The organism is Prochlorococcus sp. MIT 1306 (assembly GCF_047304515.1).
Taxonomy (GTDB): domain Bacteria; phylum Cyanobacteriota; class Cyanobacteriia; order PCC-6307; family Cyanobiaceae; genus Prochlorococcus; species Prochlorococcus marinus_D.
In genome coordinates, this window is the sequence record NZ_CP138959.1 from 206939 (window position 1) to 229831 (window position 22893).

General features: G+C 55.4%; 25 protein-coding genes and 1 pseudogene. 15 read left to right on the forward strand and 11 right to left on the reverse strand.

Features of this window, described 5'->3' with window-relative positions:
• Position 1 precedes the first annotated feature (1 nt).
• The 11 genes from SIB74_RS01000 (at position 2) to SIB74_RS01050 (ending at position 8825) form a co-directional block, all read left to right on the forward strand.
• A complete protein-coding gene (locus tag SIB74_RS01000; protein WP_063396330.1) occupies positions 2-1225 on the forward strand; it encodes a class I SAM-dependent methyltransferase in 1224 nt (407 codons plus the stop codon).
• Complete coding sequence (locus SIB74_RS01005) at positions 1222-1740, forward strand: ATP synthase (RefSeq protein WP_197463302.1); 519 nt, start codon at positions 1222-1224, stop codon at positions 1738-1740. Before SIB74_RS01000 ends, SIB74_RS01005 begins: the two co-directional genes overlap by 4 nt.
• Positions 1741-1827: 87 nt before the next feature.
• A complete protein-coding gene (gene atpB, locus SIB74_RS01010) occupies positions 1828-2553 on the forward strand; it encodes a F0F1 ATP synthase subunit A (RefSeq protein ID WP_011825154.1) in 726 nt (241 codons plus the stop codon).
• A 167-nt stretch (positions 2554-2720) separates the two neighbouring features.
• A complete protein-coding gene (atpE, locus tag SIB74_RS01015; RefSeq protein WP_011130839.1) occupies positions 2721-2969 on the forward strand; it encodes an ATP synthase F0 subunit C in 249 nt (82 codons plus the stop codon).
• A gap of 144 nt (positions 2970-3113) precedes the next feature.
• Positions 3114-3569 (forward strand): F0F1 ATP synthase subunit B', encoded by a 456-nt coding sequence (locus SIB74_RS01020; protein WP_011130838.1) that lies wholly within the window; start codon positions 3114-3116, stop codon positions 3567-3569.
• Positions 3566-4084: a F0F1 ATP synthase subunit B gene (locus SIB74_RS01025; RefSeq protein WP_063396329.1), complete on the forward strand. Its 519-nt coding sequence runs from the start codon at positions 3566-3568 to the stop codon at positions 4082-4084. The genes SIB74_RS01020 and SIB74_RS01025 overlap by 4 nt, the downstream gene beginning before the upstream one ends.
• The gene (atpH, locus tag SIB74_RS01030; protein WP_011130836.1) at positions 4084-4632 is read left to right on the forward strand and encodes an ATP synthase F1 subunit delta; all 549 of its coding nucleotides are present in this window, start codon (positions 4084-4086) and stop codon (positions 4630-4632) included. The genes SIB74_RS01025 and atpH overlap by 1 nt, the downstream gene beginning before the upstream one ends.
• Positions 4633-4683: 51 nt before the next feature.
• Positions 4684-6201 (forward strand): F0F1 ATP synthase subunit alpha, encoded by a 1518-nt coding sequence (atpA, locus tag SIB74_RS01035; protein WP_011130835.1) that lies wholly within the window; start codon positions 4684-4686, stop codon positions 6199-6201.
• 30 nt (positions 6202-6231) lie between these two features.
• Entirely contained in the window at positions 6232-7182 is a 951-nt protein-coding gene (locus SIB74_RS01040) for a F0F1 ATP synthase subunit gamma (protein WP_063396328.1), read from the forward strand.
• Positions 7183-7499: 317 nt separating this feature from the next.
• Positions 7500-7700 carry a hypothetical protein gene (locus tag SIB74_RS01045; RefSeq protein WP_231906095.1) on the forward strand — a complete coding sequence of 67 codons (201 nt, stop codon included), beginning with the start codon at positions 7500-7502 and terminating at the stop codon, positions 7698-7700.
• Positions 7701-7712: 12 nt separating this feature from the next.
• Complete coding sequence (locus tag SIB74_RS01050; protein ID WP_063396325.1) at positions 7713-8825, forward strand: DUF3326 domain-containing protein; 1113 nt, start codon at positions 7713-7715, stop codon at positions 8823-8825.
• Positions 8826-8901: 76 nt separating this feature from the next.
• Here the strand turns inward: SIB74_RS01050 and ald are convergent, their stop codons facing one another.
• The 6 genes from ald to SIB74_RS01080 all read right to left on the reverse strand — a co-directional run bounded on the left by ald (position 8902) and on the right by SIB74_RS01080 (position 15001).
• Entirely contained in the window at positions 8902-10041 is a 1140-nt protein-coding gene (ald, locus tag SIB74_RS01055) for an alanine dehydrogenase (RefSeq protein ID WP_063396324.1), read from the reverse strand.
• Between the two features lie 62 nt (positions 10042-10103).
• Entirely contained in the window at positions 10104-11798 is a 1695-nt protein-coding gene (locus SIB74_RS01060) for an NAD+ synthase (RefSeq protein WP_063396323.1), read from the reverse strand.
• Positions 11798-12382, reverse strand: coding sequence for a nicotinate-nucleotide adenylyltransferase (locus SIB74_RS01065; protein ID WP_063396322.1), 585 nt, complete (start codon positions 12380-12382; stop codon positions 11798-11800). Before SIB74_RS01065 ends, SIB74_RS01060 begins: the two co-directional genes overlap by 1 nt.
• On the reverse strand, positions 12379-13701 hold the full coding sequence (locus SIB74_RS01070) for a GTP-binding protein (protein ID WP_063396321.1): 1323 nt from the start codon (positions 13699-13701) through the stop codon (positions 12379-12381). The genes SIB74_RS01065 and SIB74_RS01070 overlap by 4 nt, the downstream gene beginning before the upstream one ends.
• Positions 13701-14696 carry a CNNM domain-containing protein gene (locus tag SIB74_RS01075; protein ID WP_063396320.1) on the reverse strand — a complete coding sequence of 332 codons (996 nt, stop codon included), beginning with the start codon at positions 14694-14696 and terminating at the stop codon, positions 13701-13703. The genes SIB74_RS01070 and SIB74_RS01075 overlap by 1 nt, the downstream gene beginning before the upstream one ends.
• Complete coding sequence (locus tag SIB74_RS01080; RefSeq protein ID WP_063396319.1) at positions 14693-15001, reverse strand: hypothetical protein; 309 nt, start codon at positions 14999-15001, stop codon at positions 14693-14695. The genes SIB74_RS01075 and SIB74_RS01080 overlap by 4 nt, the downstream gene beginning before the upstream one ends.
• Between SIB74_RS01080 and SIB74_RS01085 the strand changes: the two genes are divergently transcribed.
• On the forward strand, positions 14945-16222 hold the full coding sequence (locus tag SIB74_RS01085; RefSeq protein WP_063396318.1) for an aminopeptidase P N-terminal domain-containing protein: 1278 nt from the start codon (positions 14945-14947) through the stop codon (positions 16220-16222). The genes SIB74_RS01080 and SIB74_RS01085 overlap by 57 nt on opposite strands.
• A gap of 17 nt (positions 16223-16239) precedes the next feature.
• Here the strand turns inward: SIB74_RS01085 and SIB74_RS01090 are convergent.
• Together SIB74_RS01090 and SIB74_RS01095 are read right to left on the reverse strand one after the other, a co-directional pair.
• Positions 16240-16317: pseudogene (locus tag SIB74_RS01090) on the reverse strand (transposase); the annotation flags it as partial.
• 105 nt (positions 16318-16422) lie between these two features.
• Positions 16423-17208 (reverse strand): TIGR01548 family HAD-type hydrolase, encoded by a 786-nt coding sequence (locus SIB74_RS01095; RefSeq protein ID WP_074159146.1) that lies wholly within the window; start codon positions 17206-17208, stop codon positions 16423-16425.
• Between the two features lie 65 nt (positions 17209-17273).
• On the opposite strand from SIB74_RS01095, the gene SIB74_RS01100 reads away from it, so the two are divergent.
• Complete coding sequence (locus tag SIB74_RS01100) at positions 17274-17813, forward strand: 30S ribosomal protein PSRP-3 (RefSeq protein WP_063396316.1); 540 nt, start codon at positions 17274-17276, stop codon at positions 17811-17813.
• Positions 17814-17916: 103 nt separating this feature from the next.
• Here the strand turns inward: SIB74_RS01100 and SIB74_RS01105 are convergent, their stop codons facing one another.
• From SIB74_RS01105 to atpD, 3 genes are all read right to left on the reverse strand, one after another.
• Entirely contained in the window at positions 17917-18588 is a 672-nt protein-coding gene (locus SIB74_RS01105) for a transaldolase family protein (protein WP_063396315.1), read from the reverse strand.
• Positions 18589-18623: 35 nt separating this feature from the next.
• A complete protein-coding gene (atpC, locus tag SIB74_RS01110) occupies positions 18624-19025 on the reverse strand; it encodes an ATP synthase F1 subunit epsilon (protein WP_063396314.1) in 402 nt (133 codons plus the stop codon).
• A gap of 84 nt (positions 19026-19109) precedes the next feature.
• On the reverse strand, positions 19110-20576 hold the full coding sequence (gene atpD / locus SIB74_RS01115) for a F0F1 ATP synthase subunit beta (RefSeq protein ID WP_063396313.1): 1467 nt from the start codon (positions 20574-20576) through the stop codon (positions 19110-19112).
• 227 nt (positions 20577-20803) lie between these two features.
• Here atpD and groES point away from each other — a divergent pair, with 227 nt between their 5' ends.
• Both groES and groL read left to right on the forward strand, forming a co-directional pair.
• On the forward strand, positions 20804-21115 hold the full coding sequence (gene groES, locus SIB74_RS01120; RefSeq protein ID WP_011130818.1) for a co-chaperone GroES: 312 nt from the start codon (positions 20804-20806) through the stop codon (positions 21113-21115).
• 64 nt (positions 21116-21179) lie between these two features.
• Positions 21180-22814: a chaperonin GroEL gene (gene groL, locus SIB74_RS01125; RefSeq protein WP_063396312.1), complete on the forward strand. Its 1635-nt coding sequence runs from the start codon at positions 21180-21182 to the stop codon at positions 22812-22814.
• Positions 22815-22893 lie beyond the last annotated feature (79 nt).

Sequence of the window (22893 nt, forward strand, 5' to 3'; positions counted from 1 at the left end):
GATGTCCTCTGCTGCTCAGCCGTGCGATGAGGCCACACCTGTTGTCAGTGCTTTTTATGACCGCTTCCCTTACCCAGGAGATCCGTTGCAGGACGGGCCGCCGCCTGGATACAACTGGCGTTGGTGTGTGGAGATGGCCTATGCGGTCTGTACCGGCTCTGTTGTCCGAAAATGTGCTGGTAGTGAGCCTCTAAAAATCCTTGATGCCGGATGCGGTACGGGTGTTAGCACCGATTACCTAGCCCATCTCAATCCTGGCGCGGAGATCCTGGCTGTGGACATTTCCCGAGGCGCGCTGGAGGTGGCTCGAGAGCGTTTGCAGCGTTCCGGAGGCAACGATCAGGCTCATGTTCGTATCGAGAACCAAAGCTTGCTCGAGCTTGAAGATGAGGGTCAATTTGACTACATCAATTCCGTTGGTGCGCTTCATCATTTGCGACAGCCGGAAGCTGGACTCAAAGCTCTGGCATCCCGTTTAAAGCCAGGGGCTTTGCTGCACCTTTTCCTTTATGCCGAAGCTGGTCGATGGGAAATTCATCGCATTCAGCGGTTTCTTTCGTCCCTGGGAGTGGGCACTGATGAGCAGGGCCTGAGATTGGCCCGGCAGCTGTTTGCAATCTTGCCTGAGGACAACCGCCTCAGGCTTAATCATGAACAGCGCTGGGCTATCGACTGCGTAGCAGACGTGAACTTTGCAGATATGTATCTCCATCCCCAGGAGACGAGTTACAACCTTGAACGACTTTTTGCTTTTGTCGCTTCAGCTGATTTGGAGTTTGTGGGTTTTTCTAATCCCAAGGTTTGGGATCCATTAAGGCTGTTGCAGGGTGAATTGCTTGAGATGGCTTTGGCGTTACCGCAGCGTCAGCAATGGCAACTGATGGAACAGCTAGATCCAGACATCAGTCATTTCGAGTTCTTCCTCTCCAAGGGGCCACAGGCCTCCCTGGGTTGGACAGATGATAAGGAGTTGCTTGCTGCTACGGGAAAGCTTTCAATCTGTCTCTGGGGCTGGCCTGGCCAGTCTTTGCTGGATTTCGAGATGGCTCCTCTAGAGCTAAGTGTTGAGCAAGTTGAGTTGCTTAAGGCAATCGAGGCGGCGCCTGATACAGCTCTCGGATGTTTGCCGCTTGGCTGGGATTCGAAGCGGATCAGCTCTTTGGCCAGGGATTTGCAACGGCGGCAGGTGCTCTTGCTTTCGCCTGGAAATGTTGCATCTACATGATAGATTCCGCGGGCCTTTATCCAAGAGCCTCGGCGCCCTTGCTGGCAACCCCGCTGCTCCAGCCTGAAATTGACCCTCCAAAGGAGGGACAGGGTGGACTGGAAACAGCTGTGGAGGCTAGCCCTAACACTGAGCTCTCTATGGATCCTGAGTTGTCAGCTGTGGTTTCTACGGCTTCATCTGACGACTATGCGCAGCTACAGCGGCGCTACATCCTGGCAACGTTGACCGTCTCCGCTTTTACGGTGGCAGTCACCGCACTTTTCTTCGATCTTCACATCGCTAGCAGTGTGCTAGTCGGTGCTTTGTCTGGAGTTCTCTACCTGCGGCTTTTAGCTCGCAGCGTTGGCAAGCTCGGCAACGGATCGAAGAGTGTGAGCAAGTTTCAGCTTCTCGTTCCCGTTTTGCTTGTACTTGCGGTTTCTCGTTTGCCTCAGCTTGAGCTTCTGCCGGCCCTGCTCGGTTTTCTGCTCTATAAGCCCGCCATGATCCTGCAGGTTTTGCTTGAGTCATGAACTTGAACCAAACCTGGATCAACTGAATTGCCGGTTTGCCGGCTTCTCCTCAAACCGTCGTTTTCTCGACACCGAATTTCCAGCCTGATGGGTTTCTTGCCAATTGCTCTTCCCTTTGCCGAACTGGAGGTGGGTCAACACCTTTACTGGCAGATTGGCAATCTTCAGCTCCATGGCCAGGTGTTCTTGACATCCTGGATTGTGATTGGCGCCATTCTTGCCCTTGTTGTTGTGGGCACACGCAAGATGGAGCGTGATCCACACGGTGTTCAAAATCTTCTCGAGTTCCTCTGGGATTACATCCGTGATTTAGCTCGCACCCAGATTGGTGAGAAGGCTTATCGCGATTGGATGCCGTTCATTGGCACGTTGTTCTTGTTCATCTTTGTAAGCAATTGGGGCGGGTCTTTGGTCCCATGGAAATTAATCCACCTCCCCAGTGGGGAGTTGGGTGCTCCTACGGCTGATATCAATACCACCGTGGCACTTGCTCTACTTGTGTCGCTCTCTTACTTCTATGCCGGTTTGAGTCGCAAGGGATTGCGGTACTTCGAGTACTACGTCCATCCAACCCCGATCATGATCCCCTTCAAGATCGTGGAGGATTTCACCAAGCCTTTATCACTCTCCTTTCGTCTGTTTGGAAACATCCTTGCTGATGAATTGGTTGTTGCGGTTTTGGTTTTCCTTGTTCCCCTCTTCCTGCCAGTCCCGGTCATGTTCCTTGGCCTGTTCACCAGTGCCATTCAGGCTCTAATCTTCGCCACCCTCGCCGCCTATTACATCGGTGAAGCGGTAGAAGAGCACCATTGATCAAACTCTGATCTAGCAAGGCCTAACCCCTCGGTCTGGCAAACTCCATGCGCGCAGGTCCGGCTTGTTCGGGCCCATCTCACAATCTCCGAGATGTCCCTGGCGCTGGTATCAACCTCTCGGTCCCCATACGCGCTGTTTTAGCGCCCCACACCTTTAGTTCAACCATGGATTCCATTACCACCGCCGCGTCTGTTGTTGCCGCTGGTCTAGCTGTAGGCCTCGGGGCCATCGGCCCAGGTATCGGTCAGGGCACCGCTGCAGGCGGCGCTGTTGAGGGCATTGCCCGCCAGCCTGAAGCTGAAGGCAAGATTCGCGGCACCCTGCTGCTCTCTTTTGCCTTTATGGAATCTCTCACCATCTATGGCCTTGTGGTCGCCTTGGTGTTGCTGTTCGCCAATCCCTTCGCTGGTTGATCCAGACCGGAGTCGGTCGCTGGCTGCTCTCATCACCTCACGGCCATGGTTGTGAGTTGATCGGAACTCTTCCCAGGGGCATTCATCGCCCTCCAGCCTTCACTCCGTTCTGAGTCCTGCTTCAACTGCTGTCACTCTCGCCTCATGACCAGCTTGCTTCTGTTCGGTGCTGGAGGTCTATTTGACTTCGATGCCACTCTGCCGCTCATGGCGTTGCAGGTGGTGCTCCTCACCTTCATCCTCAATGCTCTCTTCTTCAGACCCGTTGGTCGGGTCGTTGAGGAACGAGAGGTCTATGTCACAACCAGTCGCGCTGAGGCGAAGCAAAAGCTTGCGGAGGCGGAGAAGCTGGAGTTAGAGCTTAAGGAACAGCTCAAGTCAGCCCGTATCGCTGCCCAGCAGTTAATTCAAGAAGCTGAAAAGGATTCTGAACAGCTCTACCGAGAAGCCCTCGCTATTGCAAATGCTGATGCGAATGCAGCTCGGGAGAAGGCTCGCCGTGAGATTGATGCTCAGAGGGATTCGGCCCTGAGTCAACTTAAGGGAGATGCAGAAAAGCTTGGTGATCTCATCGTTAACCGCCTGCTGGCAGCCAAATGATTAGTCCTTTGTTCTTTGCCAGTGAGGGTGGTTTCGGCCTGAACCTCGACTTGTTTGACGCCAACATTGTCAATCTGGCGATTGTTATTTTCGGCCTCTACAAATTCCTTCCTCCTTTTATAGGGGGGATCCTTGAGCGCCGCCGTGTCTCCATTATGGCTGATCTTCAGGATGCTGAAGATCGTCTGCTTAAGGCCACTGAGGCTTTGGCAGCTGCCAAAAAGGATTTGGCAGCTGCCCATCAGAAAGCCGAACAGATCCGCGAGGATTGCAAGCTTCGTGCAGAAGCCATTCGTCTTGACAGTGAAAAACGCACGGTTGAGGAGATGGCACGTGTTAAGCAGGGTGCTACAGCAGATCTCAATGCTGAAGCCAGTCGTGCTAGCGCTCAATTGCGTCGAGAAGCTGCCCGTATGGCGATCGAGAATGCACTATCTGCTTTACCTGGGAAACTCAATGCCGAGGCTCAATCCAAGTTGGTGAGTCAGTCCATCAAAAACCTTGGGGAAGCCTGATGCCACTGCTTAACACCATCACCACCCCCTATGCCGAGGCCTTTCTTCAAGTGGCTGAAAGCCGCAAGGAAGTCGATCAGGTGGTTGATCAGGCAAAGGCAGTTCTGGCCTTGTGGAACGACTGCCCTGAGCTAAGTGGGGCAATGGCCTCACCCGTTTTGGAAGTGGAGGCCAAGAAGGCTGCCTTGCAAAAGCTGTTTGCTAATCAGGTCACACCTTCTTTCCTCAACCTGCTGAAGCTGCTCGCTGATCGTCAACGAATCGGCGTTTTGGATGCGGTGCTTGAGCGCTTGATTGAGCTCTATCGCGAGCAACGCAACATCGCTCTCGCCACAGTGACCTCTGCTGCTGAACTCAGTGAGCAGCAACAGGCTGCGCTGCAAAAGAAAGTGCAGGCTGTGGCCAATACCGACAAGTTGGAGATCAACCTCAAAATTGATCCAGATTTAATCGGTGGTTTCGTTGTCAACGTCGGCTCCAAGGTGATCGACGCCAGCGTTGCTGGACAGGTTCGACGTCTTGGCCTGGCACTGGCCAAGGTGAGCTAGCTCCCTACCTTTTTCTCTTTCTCACCCTCTTCCTCAACACCAACGCCTCCCATGGTTTCCATCCGCCCCGACGAGATCAGCGCGATTCTCAAGCAGCAGATCTCCGACTATGACAAGTCGGTTTCCGTCAGCAACGTCGGCACTGTTCTGCAGATTGGTGACGGTATCGCTCGTGTCTATGGCCTTGAGCAGGTCATGGCTGGCGAACTGGTGGAATTTGAGGATGGCACTGAAGGGATCGCCCTCAATTTGGAGGACGACAACGTTGGTGCGGTGTTGATGGGTGAGGGTGTTGGTATTCAGGAAGGCAGTACCGTCAAAGCCACTGGCAAGATTGCCTCAGTGCCCGTCAGCGATGAGATGCTGGGCAGAGTGGTGACTCCTTTGGGTCAACCGATGGATGGCAAAGGCGACATCCCCAGCACTGAGAGTCGCTTGATTGAGTCGATAGCTCCAGGCATCATCAAACGTAAGTCGGTGCATGAGCCGCTGCAGACAGGAATTACATCAATCGATTCGATGATTCCTATCGGTAGGGGTCAGCGTGAGTTGATCATTGGTGACCGTCAGACAGGTAAGACCGCGATCGCCATCGACACGATCATCAACCAGAAGGGAGAGGATGTTGTCTGTGTTTATGTAGCTGTCGGCCAGAAGGCTGCCTCTGTGGCCAACGTGGTTGAGGTGCTACGCGAGAAGGGCGCTCTCGATTACACCGTGATTGTGGCAGCTAGCGCTTCCGACCCTGCTGCTTTGCAGTACCTGGCTCCTTACACGGGCGCAGCTATCGCTGAGTCGTTCATGTACAAGGGCAAGGCGACTTTGGTCATCTACGACGATCTAACCAAGCAGGCCCAGGCCTATCGTCAGATGTCACTGCTGCTGCGTCGTCCTCCCGGTCGTGAAGCCTATCCAGGAGATGTCTTCTATCTTCACAGCCGCCTTCTTGAGAGGGCAGCAAAGCTTTCTGATGCGATGGGTAGCGGTTCGATGACGGCACTGCCGATCATTGAAACCCAAGCAGGAGACGTGTCTGCTTATATCCCTACCAATGTGATTTCGATCACGGATGGTCAGATTTTCTTGAGTTCAGATCTTTTCAACTCAGGATTGCGTCCTGCCATCAACGTTGGCATTTCAGTGAGCCGGGTTGGTGGTGCTGCTCAAACCAAAGCGATCAAAAAGATTGCCGGCACGTTGAAGCTTGAGTTGGCTCAGTTTGATGAACTGGCTGCTTTCTCTCAGTTCGCCTCTGATTTAGATGAAGCAACTCAGAAGCAGTTGGGGCGGGGTAAGCGACTGCGCGAGCTGCTTAAGCAGCCTCAGTTTGCACCGCTGAATTTGGCTGAGCAGGTTGCGATCGTTTATGCAGGAGTGAAAGGCTTGATTGATGAGGTGCCAGAGGATCAGGTCACTCAGTTTTCACGTGAATTGCGTGATTACCTCAAGACCAACAAGCCCGAGTACATCACCAAAGTTCAGACTGAGAAAGTGCTCAACGAGGATGCTGAGACCATTCTCAAGGCCGCCATCAACGAGGTGAAGTCGTCGATGCTGGCCTCGGCCTGACCCTGAAGGTAAACCCGGAGAACCCTATCCATGGCGAACCTCAAGGACATCCGCGACCGGATCGTTTCCGTTAAGAACACCAGAAAGATTACTGAGGCGATGCGTCTCGTAGCCGCTGCGAAAGTGCGTCGAGCACAGGAACAGGTGTTGCGAAGTCGCCCTTTCGCCGACCGGTTGGCTCGCGTGTTGGAGAACATTCAATCGCGAATGAGTTTTGAGATGGCAGATGCGCCTCTCTTGAAGACCAGCGATCTCAAAATCATTACCCTGCTTGCGGTTACAGGTGATCGTGGCCTTTGCGGAGGCTACAACTCCAACATCATCAAACGCACTGAGCAGCGCTATGCCGAGTTGAATGGTCAGGGATACAAGGTTGATCTTGTCTTAATTGGTCGCAAGGCAATCACCTATTTCAGCAATCGATCAAGCCAGTACACGATTCGGGCTACCTTCACAGGCCTTGAGCAAGTTCCAACCTCTGACGACGCAGAGTCGATCACCACTGAGGTTTTAGCCGAATTCCTTTCTCAAAGCACAGATCGAATCGAGGTGATTTACACCAAGTTCATTAACCTTGTGAGCTGCAACCCTGTGGTGCAAACCCTCTTGCCGCTTGATCCCCAGGGCATCGCCGAAGCCGATGATGAGATCTTCCGGTTGACGACGAAGGATAGTCGTCTCACGGTTGAGAAAGGTGTTGGGCCTGCTAATGAGCAGCCTCCGCTGCCTTCGGACATCATTTTTGAACAGAGTCCTGAGCAACTGCTCAATGCTTTGTTGCCTCTCTATCTGCAAAATCAGATGCTGCGTGCCCTTCAGGAATCTGCGGCTTCCGAGTTGGCCAGTCGGATGACGGCGATGAACAATGCCAGCGACAACGCTAAGGCCTTAGCTAAGACACTCACGCTTGACTACAACAAAGCACGTCAGGCAGCAATTACCCAGGAGATTCTGGAAGTTGTAGGTGGGTCTTGTTCCTAGCCTTGCGCTTGATTTGACTTCAGTTAGCCGGTCTTTTGAGACCGGCTTTTTGATGGTTTGATTTTTTGCGATGCAGAACGGGTGAGCGGTGATCTTGGCGGTGTTTTTTCGAGAGTGACTTCAATGGTGGCCTGAGTGTTGAGCCTTTCTCCTGAGAGGTTTGATCAGCATGATGCATTTTGATCTGGATCACTGCCACAGCTTTTGGCGTAGCTTTGCTTACACCATTGAGATTGATGGCTCGGAGCACAGCGTTTTTTGCCAGTTTTGTGGTGGCAGGATGTCTTCAATGAAGCCCAGTTTGGTGAGCATCTGAAGTGAGCTTGAATTTGTGTGTGATGCAGCTTGAGCTGGTCTGGTCTGCGCAGTTGCCTTTGCATCAGTTGAGGCCCTGGTTACGAGAACAGCTCGCTGCTCATGGCGAGCCCTTGCGCTGGGCGATCACAGCAGTGGAATCCAATGGTGACCAGTCTCGTAAGTTGAAGATTGAGGCGGTTGTGGTTAGTTCTGACACGTAAGGGGATGACGTTTTGATCCCTTCTTTTCTTCTCTCTGCAAGCGTATCGATCCCGCCTCCATTGCCTACTTTGCTGGTGGTGCCTACGGGGATTGGCTGTGAGATTGGTGGCTATGCCGGTGATGCTTTGCCTAGTGCTCGGCTGTTAGCAGCAGCTAGCGGTTGCTTGATCACCCATCCGAATGTGATCAATGGAGCGGCGCTTTATTGGAGCGACCCGCGCATTCAATACGTCGAGGGATACAGCTTGGATCGTTTTGCGGCTGGTGAGCTTGGCTTGCGACCTGTGCGTCAGCAACGGATTGGTCTGTTGTTGGATGCTGGCATCGAACCGGAGTTGCGGCAGAGGCAATGGCAGGTTGCTGAGGGTTGTCGCGCCAGTCTTGGCTTGAATCTCGGGCCAGTGGTCACCACAGAGGTTCCCTTGGAGGTGCGCTTACGTGAGGGGAGTAGTGGGGCTAGCTGGGGTGAATTAGGCCAGCCCGATGCGCTGCTGCGGGCTGGAGAGCAGCTTCGCGATGCCGGTGCGAGCGCAATCGCTGTGGTTGCCCGTTTCCCGGAGGATCCTCAAAGCGAGGCTCTGAGGGCCTATCGCCAGGGCAGTGGTGTTGATGCGCTTGCCGGTGCCGAGGCGGTGATTAGCCATTTGCTGGTGCGTGAGCTCGGCTTGCCTTGCGCTCATGCGCCGGCTTTGTCTCCACTGCCATGCGATCCACTTTTGGATCCACGTGCTGCTGGGGAGGAGTTGGGCTATACATTTTTGGCCTGTGTATTGGTGGGATTAAGTCGCGCTCCGGATCTTGTGCCACTCAAAACTGAAGATGCATTGCCGGCAGGAGCAGAGCAGTTGCATGCTGAACAGCTTGGTGCCGTGGTGGCCCCGGAGGGTGCTCTTGGAGGTGAAGCGGTGTTGGCTTGCTTGGAGCGGGGTGTCCCTTTGATCACCGTGTCCAACCCGAGCGTGCTGAAGGTGACGCCAGAGGCGCTGGGAATCACATCCGGAGTGCAGAGAGCTTGTAGTTATGCGGAAGCGGCAGGATTGCTATTGGCTCTCAGGGAGGGGATTGCGAAGGACTCCCTGCAGAGGCCTTTGGATCGGTTGAGTGAGATCTCCCCCCAGCTCTGATACGCCAATGTCGTGATGCTGATTAAAAGCGTTGCGAAGCGGTGTTTTTGAGAGCTGGTTTTGTGGTGCAGGGTGTTTAGCGTAAGCATGCCATTGGGTGCCTTGGTGGTAGCCCTAGGGCCTTGGCGACACCCGGATGACAAACGGAGCCTTGAATTGTGTTGAGCCCAGAAAGAAGTTCGGGACGTTCGGTGACGGCCTCCTCAAGGCCCCGCCCGGCAATGCCAAGGATGTAGGGCAGCGTCACACTCACCAGAGCTTCAGTGGAGGTAAAAGGCACCGCACCTGGCATGTTGCCGACGGCGTAGTGCTGGACGCCGTGGATGGTCACGGTGGGATGGGTATGGGTGGTTTCTTGGCTGGTGGCCACACAACCTCCCTGATCGATCGCTACATCCACGATCACTGAATTGGGCTTCATTTGTTTCACCATCTCTTCATCGACGAGGGTGGGTGCTCGACCTCCGGGCGTCAGGACGGCGCCGATCAAAAGGTCTGCAGTGGGGATGAGTCGCTCCAGCAGGCCACGGCTATTGACAACGCTAATCAGCCTGCCGCGACGGCTTGTCTCAAGGCTACGCAACCGTTCAGGTGAGCGGTCTAGCAGCATCACTTCGGCGTCCATGGCTGCGGCCAGCCTGGCTGCATTCCAGCCCACGGTGCCAGCGCCCAACACGACCACCCGGGCCGGTTGCACGCCGGTGCAGCCTCCGATCAGCACGCCGCGTCCGCCATGAGGTCGTTCGAGCAAATGGGCGCCCACTTGTGCGGCTAGACGGCCGGCGATTTCGCTCATTGGTGCCAGTAGCGGCAGGCTGCCGTTTTCTAGTTGCACCGTTTCGTAACCCACGCCGGTGGTGCCAGCATTGAGTAGGGCTTCACCCACCTTCGGGTAGGCGGCTAGGTGTAGGTAAGTGAAGAGCACCATGTCTTGCCTGAGTAGACCGAACTCCTCTTCCTGAGGCTCCTTCACCTTCACGACGAGATGGGCTGCCCAGGCCTCCTCGTGGTTGACAAGCTTGGCACCGGCATCAGCGAAGGCCTCATCGCCAATGCCCGCTCCAGCCCCGGCACCAGCCTGAACCCTTACTTCTAGCCCCTTGTTGACCAGTTCTTTCACCCCGTCAGGAGTAAGAGCCACTCTCAGCTCATCGGCTTTAATTTCGGTCGGTACCCCGATGCTGGCTATTGGGGCCGAAAGAATAGAGGAGTCCATGGACGCCAATGACTTCTTTTAGGTTGGCGACATCAGGGCAGCCTGACCAGGTTTTGTGGTGATTATTCGGCGGCGATCGGTAGCCGCCAGCCGCTGCCAAAGGCCTGTGAACTCACCTTCAGCAGGGGTGGGGCCTGTCGCCGTTTGAATTCGGCCCTTCGCAATAATTGCTGCACCCGCCCAATCAGGGCAGGGTTATGTCCTCTGCTGACAAGTTGCTCCGTACTGAGGCGTTCTTCAATCAGAGCTTTAAGCAGAGGGTCGAGGAGGGCGTAGTCGGGTAGTGAATCGCTATCGCGTTGGTTCGGGCGCAATTCGGCGCTGGGAGGCTTTTGGCGGATTGTCGTACCGATCAGCTCGCCTTTAGTTGGTAGTCCTACCTCTTGGCGGCATGTTTCGGCGGCAGGGCTGTCGAGCCAATCACAGAGGTTAAAGACGTTGGTTTTGTAGACATCTCCAATCACGGCTAGGCCGCCGTTCATATCGCCATAGAGGGTGCAGTAGCCCACTGCTAGTTCAGATTTGTTGCCAGTGGATAGCAGCAGCTGGTCTTGTTGGTTGGCCAATGCCATCAGTAAGGTGCCGCGGATGCGGGATTGGAGGTTCTCTGCAGTAACGCCCTCGGGTGGCTTGCCGAGAGTAGGGATGAGGGCAGTCTCAAAATTCGTCATCAAGGTCGCAATCGACACAGTGTGGGTAGCCATCCCTAGCCGTTTGGCTAGGGCTAGGGCATCATCAATTGAACCGGCTGAACTCCAGGGTGAGGGCATCAGTAGGGATGTCACCTGATCGGCACCTATTGCCGCTGCAGCGATCACGGCCACGAGAGCCGAATCGATACCACCGCTGAGGCCAAGCAGTGCACGCTTAAAGCCGCATTTGTCAGCGTAGTCACGCACACCTAGAACCAATGCCCGGAATAGTTTCTCCAGTGGTTCGATCGTAGGGATGTCGAGATGGGTCGCTGTAGAGGTTGCATCCCAGATGGCTACTGATTCGCGACAACTTGGCAATTGCAGGGCAAGTTCAGCATGCTCATCGACGACGAAACTGGCGCCATCAAAGACCAGCTCGTCGTTGCCGCCCACTTGATTCACATAGATCACCGGAGCAGTCAGTCTCTGCGCAGCCCTAGCGGCCAGGCGCTGGCGTAGAAGTTCTTTGGATTGGCTGAATGGCGAAGCCGAGAGATTAAGCAGTAGGTCGATGTTTTGTGGCAGGAGCGCTGCGATGGGGTCAGGGCCGGCAATGCGCTTGCCCTGCAGTGCTTCTTCCACCCAGAGGTCTTCGCAGATTGTGAGCCCAAGACGCCAGCGACGCCCATCGCGTTCAAACTCCAACACAGCCGGAGTTCCTGCCGGGCGGAAATAGCGTTTTTCATCGAAGACGTCATAGGTGGGTAGCAGTTGCTTGCGAGCTACCACCTGCCATTGGGAGCTTTTGATCAGAGCTAGAGCATTGAAGAGCTGGGGCAGTTGAGGGTCATGGGCTTGCTCAGCTAGGCCCACGAGCACTGCCAGATCAGGGGCTTCGCGGGCAAGGATGCTCGCCATCTTGTTGAGCACATCGCTCTGTTGAACGAGGTGGTTGTGGCTAAGCAACAGATCTCGGGGTGGATATCCCCACAGAGAAAGCTCAGGTGTGAGTACCAGATCTGCGCCGAGATCAGCAGCCTCACGGCAGGCAGTCAGAATCTTTTCGCCGTTGCCAGCCAGGTCGCCTACAAGTGGATTGAGCTGGGCTAGAGCAAGGCGCATCAGGGACTGGTGGCGAGGCCGTAGAGGTTGTGTTTCAGAACCAATGGCCACAATGCTGCAGGGATCTGGGCCGGCTTGGGTTGACTACGCACCTCAGAACTTGAGGTGGCGGGGATTTGCATTGGTAGTAGCTCGATACGACCACCTAAGCATTCCAGGGCTTCGAGTTGCTGTAGCTGTAGTGGCCAACCTTGCCGAGGAGCAATGGCGAGGCGGGCGAGTTGCAAGACAGCCCGAGCATCTTTCCAGTGGGGGATTTGGCCGGCCAGATCACTGCCAACCACAAACACCAATTCGTTGCTAGGCCAGCGAGTGTTTGCAAGTTTCAGAGTAGTGATCGCCCATGGACTGCTGAGTTCTTGCACCAGCTCTAGCTGCGGATTAGCGATCGCCTTCACCAAAGTAGCTAACAGAGCTTTTCGATTCTCCAATGGGGCGCAGTGGCGTTTCATCGGGTTGTCGCTAGCCCAGGTGACGACCTTTGGGAACATCGCCAACAAGCCTTCCAACAGTGCTTGGTGGCCGCAGGTTGGGGGGTCGGCGCTGGTGCCAAACAGGGCGATGGTGCCCTGATGCTTGCTCATGGAAGCAGGGTCTGAAGTTGGCACGGTTCGTTGGCCGCCAGCTCTGGCCAATCGATCAGCCAGCGCCTGACTTGAGGGTCGTTGGCAGCCAGGCGCCTTAGCAGTGCAGCTGGTTGGGCCTCGCGTCGTTGGCTACCAAGCAGTAGTTCTCGTGCTGCTAGGCGGCCGGTGCGTCGTGTTGTATGCACGGCGAGGGCTGCTTGAGCGAGGGCAACTGGTGCTGCTGGCGCCAGGCTTAAACCGCCGGTGAAGGGAACTGCCAGCAGCAGCAGCTGACGCACTGCGCTGAGCGCCAGTTGAATGCCCAGCTGAGCACCTCCTAGAAGGACATTGTGGCTTGAGAGTCGGCCGAGTAGTTGCCGGGCTGCAGGGCCGCCGATCTGCAGGCCATAGAGCTGGCAAAGCTTGACGACCAGAGCAGTGTCACAAGCCATACCTCCGGCTAGATCCAGTAGCACTAGAGGATTGGCCGCCACACCGGAAGCTTTGATGGCGGCAAAACGGCCGATTAAGCCTTGGGCTGCAGCCTTGCTTCGCTGCAACCTTCCTCGCTTGAGGACCTGGTAAAAACGGTCGGCCTGGCGTAAGGCATTGAGAGCCAAAAGCAACTCACCCTGCTCCATCAGCAGGTGAATCAGGGCTTTGCGCAGCAGCTCCACTTGAGGGGGGCAGATCTTGCTACGCACAAGGCCATCAGCACGAAGCTTGGCCTCACGTGGCGCGGCGGCCACAGCATGGAGTTGTAGTTGGAGAGCTGCAGCGGGCAGGCGGCTGCGAATACTTGCCAAAAGTGCATTGCGCTGCTCTGGCGACCAGCAATCGCAGCGGTTGAGCACAAGCACGATTGGCCTGCCACTTTTGAGCAGGGTCTTGAGTGCAGCTGCTTCGACGCTGGTGAGGTCGCTGTCAAGAACCAGCAGCACCAGATCTGCCTGCAGAGCTACCCTCGCCGCTAGCCGTGCCCTGCCGGCAGCAGCGATCTCATCGATGCCGGGAGTATCGACCAGCTCTACAGAATCAAGATTATTAATCGGTTGGCACCAATCCACTGCTTGTTGGTGACGGGTGCAGCCATGGGCTACATCGGTGGCAAAGACGTTCTGGCCCAATAGTGCATTGAGCAGGCTTGATTTGCCGACTCCTACTCGACCAAACACTGCGATGCGCAAGCGACGCTGCTCCAATCGCTTGAGTTGGCGATTCAGTGCGATCAGCTCCCCAGCGAATTGGTTGTATTCGCGGTTACTCAGCGATAGTTGTTTGACCCACTGGCTGAGTAGAAGCTGACAGCGTTCGGGTGTGGAGGGGGGTTGCGTCATCAGCTTGACTTCCTCCACCAGCCGGCCAGTACGGCCAAGACCGCTTCGGCACCGATCACGCCCACGAAACCGCCGAACTCATCAACCACCACTCTCACGCCGCTGTTGTCACGACGGAAGCCAGTGAGGAGTCGATCGGCGCGAATCATTTCAGGTACAAATTCCACCGTTTCACTGAGGTCTGCAGGGGTGAGGTGACCCTGACCCTGCAGAAGGGCGGTGAGCAGCCTTTCGCGGCTGGCCACGCCAAGAACTTTATCGACTTCTTTGCCAAGCACGACCCACCACTCGGCGTTGTGGGTGAGCAGTTCAGGGCGAAGTGTTTCAAGGTTGGCAGCAGCATCGAGGGTGGGAGCTGCCACCCGGGGGATCATCAGGTCGCGGGCTGTGAGGTCGTTGAGTTGGAACACCTTGGCGATCATGGCAGCTTCATCGGCCTCGATCTGCCCTTTTTGCGACCCCAGCCTTGCCAGCAGCCTGATTTCATTCTCATTCGTGCTCAGTTCGTTCTCGGCGGTAATTGCTGGCAATAACCGCTCGAGCAACACCACTACAGGGCGCATCAGCAGGCCCAGCAGGTGCAGCACTGGGGCACTGGAGAGGGAAACCGAGAGGGCCAGGCGGCTGCCGAGGGATTTCGGCAGGATCTCGCCCAGCACGATCACGAGCAATGTGAGACCTACCGAAAACAACGGCAAGGCCACATCATTGATGTTGTGCTTCTCAAAGACATAAGCCGCAAAGGCGCCAAGCATCAGGCTGCCGAAAATGTTGAAGCCGTTGTTGGCGATCACCAGTACAGACAGAGTGCGTCCCAGCCGTTGACGTAGTTGGGCTAAGCGTCTGGCGCCAGCGATTGGTTGGGGCCGTGCTGCCAGCTCATGCACTTGCACAGGATTCACTGTGAGTAGTGCTGCCTCCACACCTGAGCACAAGGCAGAACCGGTGATAACGATAACGACCAATAGCGTTAAGACCAGCAGGTCGTTGCTCATGCCTGGCGGGGGGGAGTAAGGATGTCGTGGTTGATCACGACAAGTCGTAAATGCTTTTGCGACTCCTGATCATGGCCACGCAGTGTGACCGTCTTGGGCATCAGGATTAGTGGTGATCCGCTAATGGCGGACGATGGCATGGAGGGTTCCCCCTGCATGGTGTTCTGCTGCCATCCTGACGTCCAAATGCTGTTGTGTCTCTTGCCGTGATCGATCTGTGTATCTTCCATCAGCGTCGCGCTTGCTTGATGGCGCAATTGGGGGGTGTTGCAGCGGTAATTCCAGCGGCTTCGTTCGTGACGCATCACGCCGATTGCGAGTATCCGTTTCGTCAAAACAGTGACTTCTGGTATCTCACGGGTCTGGATGAGCCTGATGCGGTGGCTTTGCTTTTGCCCTACCGGCCCGAAGGTGAGCGTTTTGTGCTGTTTGTGCAACCCAAAGAGCCAACGACCGAGGTATGGAATGGCTTCCGTTGGGGTGTCGAGGGAGCAGTGGCGCAGTTCGGTGCTGATCGTGCTCATCCAATAGCTGAATTACCTCAGCTGTTGGGCGATTACCTCAAAGGCGCCGAAGCGATTGGCTTCAGGGTGGGGAAGCACCCAAAGGTGGAGCCGCTGGTTCTGCAAGCCTGGGCTAAGCAACTCGATCAGGCCCCACGCAGCGGCTTATCAGCGCTTGGTCTTGTGGCCCCTTGCCCTTTCATCCATCAGTTGAGGTTGCGCAAGGGAGCAGATGAAATCGAGCGCATGCGTGAGACGGCTCGGATTTCTGCGCAAGCTCATCAGCTGGCTAGGAATACGGCGCGTCCGGGCATGAATGAGCGACAGCTGCAGGCTGTTATCGAGCAGCATTTTCTTGAGCAAGGCGCGCGCGGCCCTGCCTATGGATCGATCGTGGCCGGCGGCGATAACGCCTGCGTGTTGCATTACACCGCTAACAATGCTCCGCTTGTTGATGGCGAGCTGGTGCTGATCGATGCAGGCTGTTCGCTCGTTGATTACTACAACGGAGATATCACTAGGTCCTTCCCTGTTAACGGACGCTTTAGCGCAGAGCAACGCGCTCTGTATGAGCTGGTTTTAGCAGCGCAGCAGGCAGCGATCGCTGAGGTAAGACCGGGTGGCACTGCTGATCGCGTGCATGATCTTGCGGTGCGGGTGCTCGTTGAAGGGCTTGTGGAATTGGGTTTATTGCTTGGCAGTGTTGATGGACTAATTGAGCAAGGGGCCTACCGACACCTTTATATGCATCGCACTGGCCATTGGCTTGGTCTTGATGTTCACGATGTAGGCGCCTATCGCCTTGGTGAGCATCCGGTGGATCTTGAGCCCGGCATGGTGTTAACAGTTGAACCGGGTTTGTATGTCAGTGACCGCTTGCCAGTGCCAGACGGGCAACCTGCGATTGCTGATCGTTGGAAGGGGATCGGCATTCGTATTGAAGATGATGTGTTGGTAAGTGAGCAGGGCCATGAGGTGCTCACATCGTTAGCGGAGAAAAGTGCTGAAGCAATGCAGCGATAATTGATAAGGGAGTCACTTAAGAACTGCCGGCTATTGCAGCGCAGCGTGATGTGGAAACTGCAGCCAGATGGCAGTAAGCGTTTTGCTCGAGCCATGGGCTGGCGGCATCAGCGCTCAAGCATTAGCCATGCTTCCAACCAAATTCCTTAGCAGCTCTGCGCGAGATTAAGGGGATGGCCGAACCTGGCCAGACGACATCTTCACCAGTTTTTGAGGGTCTCGATCGCATCGGTTGTGCAGCTCAGAATGTGATCGGCGCCGGCCTGCTTCAGTCGATCTTCATAGGCGTTGCGTGCTTCTTGTTGCTCGATCCCATGCAAATGGGGTGGCGCTACGGCCAGGCTTATCCATTGCTGCTCGGGTTGTTGCTGGCGGGCATTGATCACTGTGCGCACATCGGCCACCGTGTCGCCTAGGTAGGCGACTGTTGGAACGCCTTGACCCAATCTCCTACCAGCAAGTTGGCTGGCTAGTTGAAGCAGGCCAGTGGGATCTGGTTTGTCAGGTGCTTCGCCCATGGCGATCAAGGCTGGATGCTTGAGCCCCAAGCGTTGTTCCAATACAAATCTGGCAGAAGGAGGCTCAGCACCGCTAACAAACCCCCAGGCGAAGCCGAGCGAACTCAGCTCCTCAAAGAATCTTTGATTGACCAGCAGTGGCTCATTGCGGATAAAGCCCTGCCAATTGCTTGGGTTGCTATTGGGATCACCGCCAAAATAAAAACGACTAAACACCTCTATGAGCTGCTCGCGGCTCGGTAGCTCTAGGGCTTGGTTACGGCTTCCCTGATCTCGTCTTAGGAGCTCCAGGCTGGCGTCCCAGTCGTTATTCCAGATGCCTTCTGTTTTGAGTGTGTCGATCTCAGCGACGCTGGGACACCAGCCGCTGTAATGGTGCACTGTTTCCTGGATGGCGCGGCGGTAGCTGGCTGCTACATCGCGGATCACGCCGTCGATGTCAAACAGCAGCAGGCCTTGCAGGTTCAGTGGATAGAGAGTGTTGAGCGACTGTTAGGTTAGTTGTTTGTTCAGATTCCTTGAGCGCAGAGAGCATGACGGTTTCCGAAGGCGCTGCCGCTGATCAAGAGGTCGCGAGCACGGACGCTGCAGTGGCTGAGGCACATCCACAGGCCACGACGGACGTCGTTGAAGATCAGGCGCAACCCAAGGAGGAGCAGGCCAAGGAGGAGCCTCAGGAAGGCCGTCCTGTGATGCGTGGTGGCAGTGCTGCTCTAGCGACTGCAACGATCGATGCTGATGGTGTTCCTTCTGGATATACCCCAAAGGCCGATGAAGGTCGCTTCTTGCTGAAGATTCTGTGGCTGCCAGACAACGTGGCTTTGGCTGTTGATCAAATCGTTGGCGGTGGTCCCAGCCCTCTTACGGCTTACTTTTTCTGGCCTCGCGAAGATGCCTGGGAAACACTTAAAGGTGAGCTAGAAGGCAAGAGCTGGATCACCGATAACGAGCGCGTTGAGGTGCTCAATAAGGCCACGGAAGTGATCAACTACTGGCAGGAAGAGGGCAAGGGTAAGAATCTCGAAGAAGCCAAGCTAAAGTTTCCAGACGTCACCTTTTGCGGTACGGCTTAATCAAGCCAGCCGATCGAATGAAGCCTGCAGACCCGCTCCGCCTTTAAGGCGGAGTTTTTTAATCGGGAGACTGAAGCGGAGGCTTCATGGGCGAGCTTGCAGTTCAGGCTGCAGGGAAAGCGTCTTGCTCAAACGCAGCAGCAGCTTCCAAGGTGGCCTTGACCTCAAACAGCTCCTCAGCCAGCTCAGCACTGATCGTGAAGGTGTCGATTCCTTCTGCCGCTAAATGGCTGAGATCACGACGATTGCGCAAACTAGCCACCAGGAGTTTGCAGCTGCTGCCAACTCCTTCTAGGGCTCGTTGCATTGCTATCAATTCGGTGTAGCCATCACGGCCTTGATCGTTAATCCGTCCGAGGTAGGGGGCGATGTGTTGAGCGCCCAAGGCCGCAGCGATTAAGACCTGGGGGGCTTCAAAACAGGCCGTGAATGTGATGGGGATTTCTGTGCCGATCAGGGTGCTTGCTGCTTGGCTGCCTGCTTGGGTAATCGGCAGTTTGACGTGAACAGTGAGAGCTGGAGTCGTCAATTGAGCCAAGGCAGCGCCGCATTCTGCTAGCTCAATGGCATGCTTTCCCCATGCTTGAAGATGTAGCTCTAAACAACCAAGTCGTTCGGCTGCACCAGCCAAGCTCTTGAGATGATCAAGTTGGCAGGGTTGTTGGGCTCGCCTGAGCAGTGTTGGGTTGGTTGTGATGCCAGTAAAAAGGCCTGTGGGAAGCCATGCTTCCCATTCGCTTGGGTCTGCGCTGTCGAGTAAGAGCTGCAGAGTCAACTCAATGTCTCCTCAGCAGCTGCCTATTGATTTGCTTATTTAGTGGCTTGAACTCGCGCGCGGGCGCGATTGAAGGTCTGCTGTGCTTTTATTTTTTCGGTTGAGGGTTCCTGACCTTCCATTTGGCTCACTTTGGCTTTGGCTTGTTCCAGCTCTGCTTCAGCCTTTGTTGCATCAATGCTATCGCCGAGTTCGGCACCATTCACCAACACGGTGACATCGTCTGCCTCAACTTCGGCGAATCCACCCATCAGGGCAATGGAGTTCCAGGCCCCATTGGTTCGAACCCTCATCACACCGATATCCAGGGCTGTGACAAGCGATATGTGGCCTGGCAGGATGCCAATTAGGCCTGTGGTGCTGGGAAGAATCACCTCTTCGGCAGTGCCGTCGAACACACTCTGGTCAGGTGCCAGAACGCGGAGGGTGAGAGACATGGTTCGGAGGCTTGGGTTTGACGTGGAGAAACTGAATGGGGATGAAAGTGATCAGCGGAGAGATGTCTCACTCCCAGCTGGGCTTTAACCCTTTGCTTCTGAAGCCATCTTCTCGGCCTTCGCTTTCACCTCGTCGATATTGCCAACCAGGTAAAAGGCTTGCTCAGGTAGATGGTCTAGTTCACCGGCCATGATCATATTGAAGCCGGCGATGGTTTCTTCCAGCTTGACGTACTTGCCGGACATGCCGGTAAAAATCTCGGCGACAAAGAAGGGCTGGGAAAGGAACTTCTCAATCTTGCGGGCTCGATCTACTGTGCGGCGATCATCTTCTGAGAGTTCGTCGAGACCAAGGATGGCAATGATGTCTTGCAGTTCCTTGTAGCGCTGCAGTGTGGCCTGCACGCTTCGTGCTGTGCGGTAATGCTCATCGCCAACAACTGATGGCTGAAGCATGGTGCTGGTGGAATCCAAAGGATCCACAGCTGGGTAAATGCCCTTGGCGGCCAATGCACGAGCCAGCACAGTTGTGGCGTCTAAGTGGGCAAAAGTTGTGGCTGGTGCGGGGTCGGTGAGGTCATCTGCTGGAACGTAGACGGCCTGAATCGATGTAATCGATCCCTCTAGGGTTGATGTGATGCGCTCTTGAAGTGCACCAACGTCGGTGCCAAGGGTGGGCTGGTAGCCCACGGCGGAAGGCATGCGACCCAATAGAGCAGAGACTTCTGATCCGGCCTGCACAAAACGGAAGATGTTGTCGATGAACAGCAGCACGTCTTGCTTGTTCACGTCGCGGAAGTGCTCAGCCATGGTGAGAGCTGAAAGACCCACGCGCATCCGGGCGCCAGGGGGCTCATTCATCTGCCCGAAGCAAAGAGCTACCTTCGACTTCGACAGGTCGTCGGAGTTGATCACTCCGGATTCTTTGAATTCCTCGTAGAGGTCGTTGCCTTCACGAGTGCGCTCGCCCACCCCACCAAAGACAGACACGCCACCGTGCTCTTTGGCGATGTTATTGATCAGCTCCTGAATCAGCACGGTCTTGCCCACACCGGCACCACCGAAGAGGCCAACCTTGCCGCCTTGACGGTAAGGAGCCAAGAGATCAATCACCTTGATGCCAGTTTCAAAAACTGTTGGTTTGGTCTCTAGCTCAGTGAGTTTTGGCGCTGGCCGGTGAATCGGGGCAGTTGCATCGGTTGTAACAGGACCCTGCTCATCAACTGGTTCGCCGAGCACGTTGAAGATCCTGCCCAGAGTGGCTTCACCAACTGGCACGGAAATTGCAGAGCCGGTGTCGAGGGCTTCCATGCCACGAACAAGACCATCTGTGCTGCTCATGGAGACCGCACGCACTCGATGATCGCCGAGGAGTTGCTGCACTTCGGCAGTGATGGCAACATCCTGACCGGATGGGTTCTTGCCCTCAATACGAAGGGCATTGAGGATCTTGGGCAGCTTGCCGGCAGGGAATTCCACATCCAGAACCGGGCCAATCACCTGGCGAATGACGCCCTTGGTGCCGGCGGTGGCGGTAGCTGCAGCGGCCATAAGAAAATAGAGTTTTGCAGGGGTTGCGTGTCTAACGCATGCCCTTACAGAGCGGCGCAACATTACCACTGCATGGTGAGAACTTCTCAGGGTTCGGTGACCCGCACAGGGATCGACTAGTCGGCACAGCATCAACACACATAGGGTTGGCACTCAATGGCCACGAGTGCTACTCCAGGTCGTTATGTGGTGCTTAGGCGCCCTGTTCTTGCTCTTTCAATACACCCATGGCAGCTGTTTCTCTCAGCGTCTCCACCGTTAAGCCTCTCGGAGATCGCGTTTTTGTGAAAGTCTCTGAATCAGAGGAGAAAACTGCGGGCGGCATCCTTTTGCCTGACACCGCCAAGGAAAAGCCCCAGGTGGGCGAGGTGGTTCAAGTTGGCCCTGGAAAGCGCAATGACGATGGTTCCCGCCAGGCTCCCGAAGTGGGAGTTGGAGACAAGGTTCTTTACAGCAAGTACGCAGGTACAGACATCAAGCTCAGCACAGATGAGTACGTGCTGTTGTCCGAGAAGGACATCCTGGCTGTCGTCAACTGATCTTTGCGGCTGACACCGGCTTTCAACTGACCAAATCCATCATTTTTAAAGGACAACGCCTCCCATGGCTAAGCGCATTATTTACAACGAGCAAGCTCGACGTGCCCTCGAGCGCGGCATTGACATCCTGGCCGAATCCGTGGCCGTCACACTGGGGCCCAAAGGCCGCAATGTGGTGCTTGAGAAAAAGTTTGGTGCACCCCAAATCATCAACGATGGCGTCACCATCGCTAAAGAGATTGAGCTTGAAGATCACATTGAGAACACCGGTGTTGCTCTGATCCGGCAGGCAGCTTCGAAGACCAATGACGCTGCAGGTGATGGCACGACCACAGCCACTGTTTTGGCTCATGCCATGGTGAAGGCCGGCTTGCGCAATGTGGCTGCTGGTGCCAATGCAATCTCCTTGAAGAAGGGGATCGACAAGGCTTCCGACTTCCTCGTGAGCAAGATTGAGGAGCTGGCCAAGCCGATCAGTGACAGCAACGCCATTGCTCAGTGTGGAACCATTGCTGCCGGCAACGACGAGGAAGTGGGTCAGATGATTGCTGACGCCATGGACAAAGTTGGCAAGGAAGGTGTGATCTCTCTTGAAGAGGGCAAGTCGATGACCACTGAACTGGAGGTCACCGAGGGGATGCGTTTCGATAAGGGCTACATCTCCCCTTACTTCGCCACTGACACTGAGCGGATGGAGGCTGTGCTGGATGAGCCCTACATTCTCCTCACTGATAAGAAGATTGGCTTGGTACAGGATCTGGTGCCTGTGCTTGAACAGATTGCCCGCACTGGCAAGCCCCTGCTGATCATTGCTGAGGACATTGAGAAGGAAGCTCTCGCAACCTTGGTGGTCAATCGTCTTCGTGGTGTGCTGAATGTGGCTGCCGTGAAGGCGCCTGGGTTTGGTGATCGCCGTAAGGCCATGCTCGAAGACATGGCAGTGCTGACCAATGGTCAGTTGATCACCGAAGACGCCGGTCTTAAATTGGACAATGCCAAGCTGGAAATGCTTGGTACAGCGCGCCGTGTGACCATCAATAAGGACACCACAACCATCGTTGCCGAGGGCAATGAGACGGCGGTGAAAGGGCGTTGCGAGCAGATCAAAAAGCAGATGGACGAGACTGACTCGACCTACGACAAGGAGAAGCTGCAGGAACGACTAGCCAAGTTGGCCGGTGGCGTTGCTGTTGTGAAGGTGGGTGCTGCCACCGAAACCGAGATGAAGGACAAGAAGCTCCGTCTTGAAGACGCCATCAACGCCACCAAGGCAGCAGTTGAGGAAGGCATCGTCCCAGGTGGTGGCACCACACTGACTCACCTCGCTTCTGATCTGCAGAAGTGGGCCAATAGCAACCTCAGCGGTGAGGAGCTGATCGGTGCCAACATCGTGGAGGCTTCCCTGGCTGCTCCCTTGATGCGCATTGCTGAGAATGCCGGCGCCAATGGTGCTGTCGTGGCCGAGAACGTCAAGAGCAGGCCCATCAGTGACGGCTATAACGCTGCTACTGGGGATTACATCGACATGCTTGCTGCAGGCATTGTTGACCCTGCCAAAGTCACCCGTTCTGGTTTGCAGAATGCGGCCTCGATTGCTGGCATGGTGCTGACCACTGAGTGCATCGTTGCTGATTTACCAGAGAAAAAGGAGGCAGCTCCTGCAGGCGGTGGCGGCATGGGTGGTGACTTCGACTACTGATCAAAGCCGGGACTCTTCGGAGTCCCACAAGTCACAAGTTACATGTCATCAAGAACAGATCAAAAGCACCCTCCTGGGT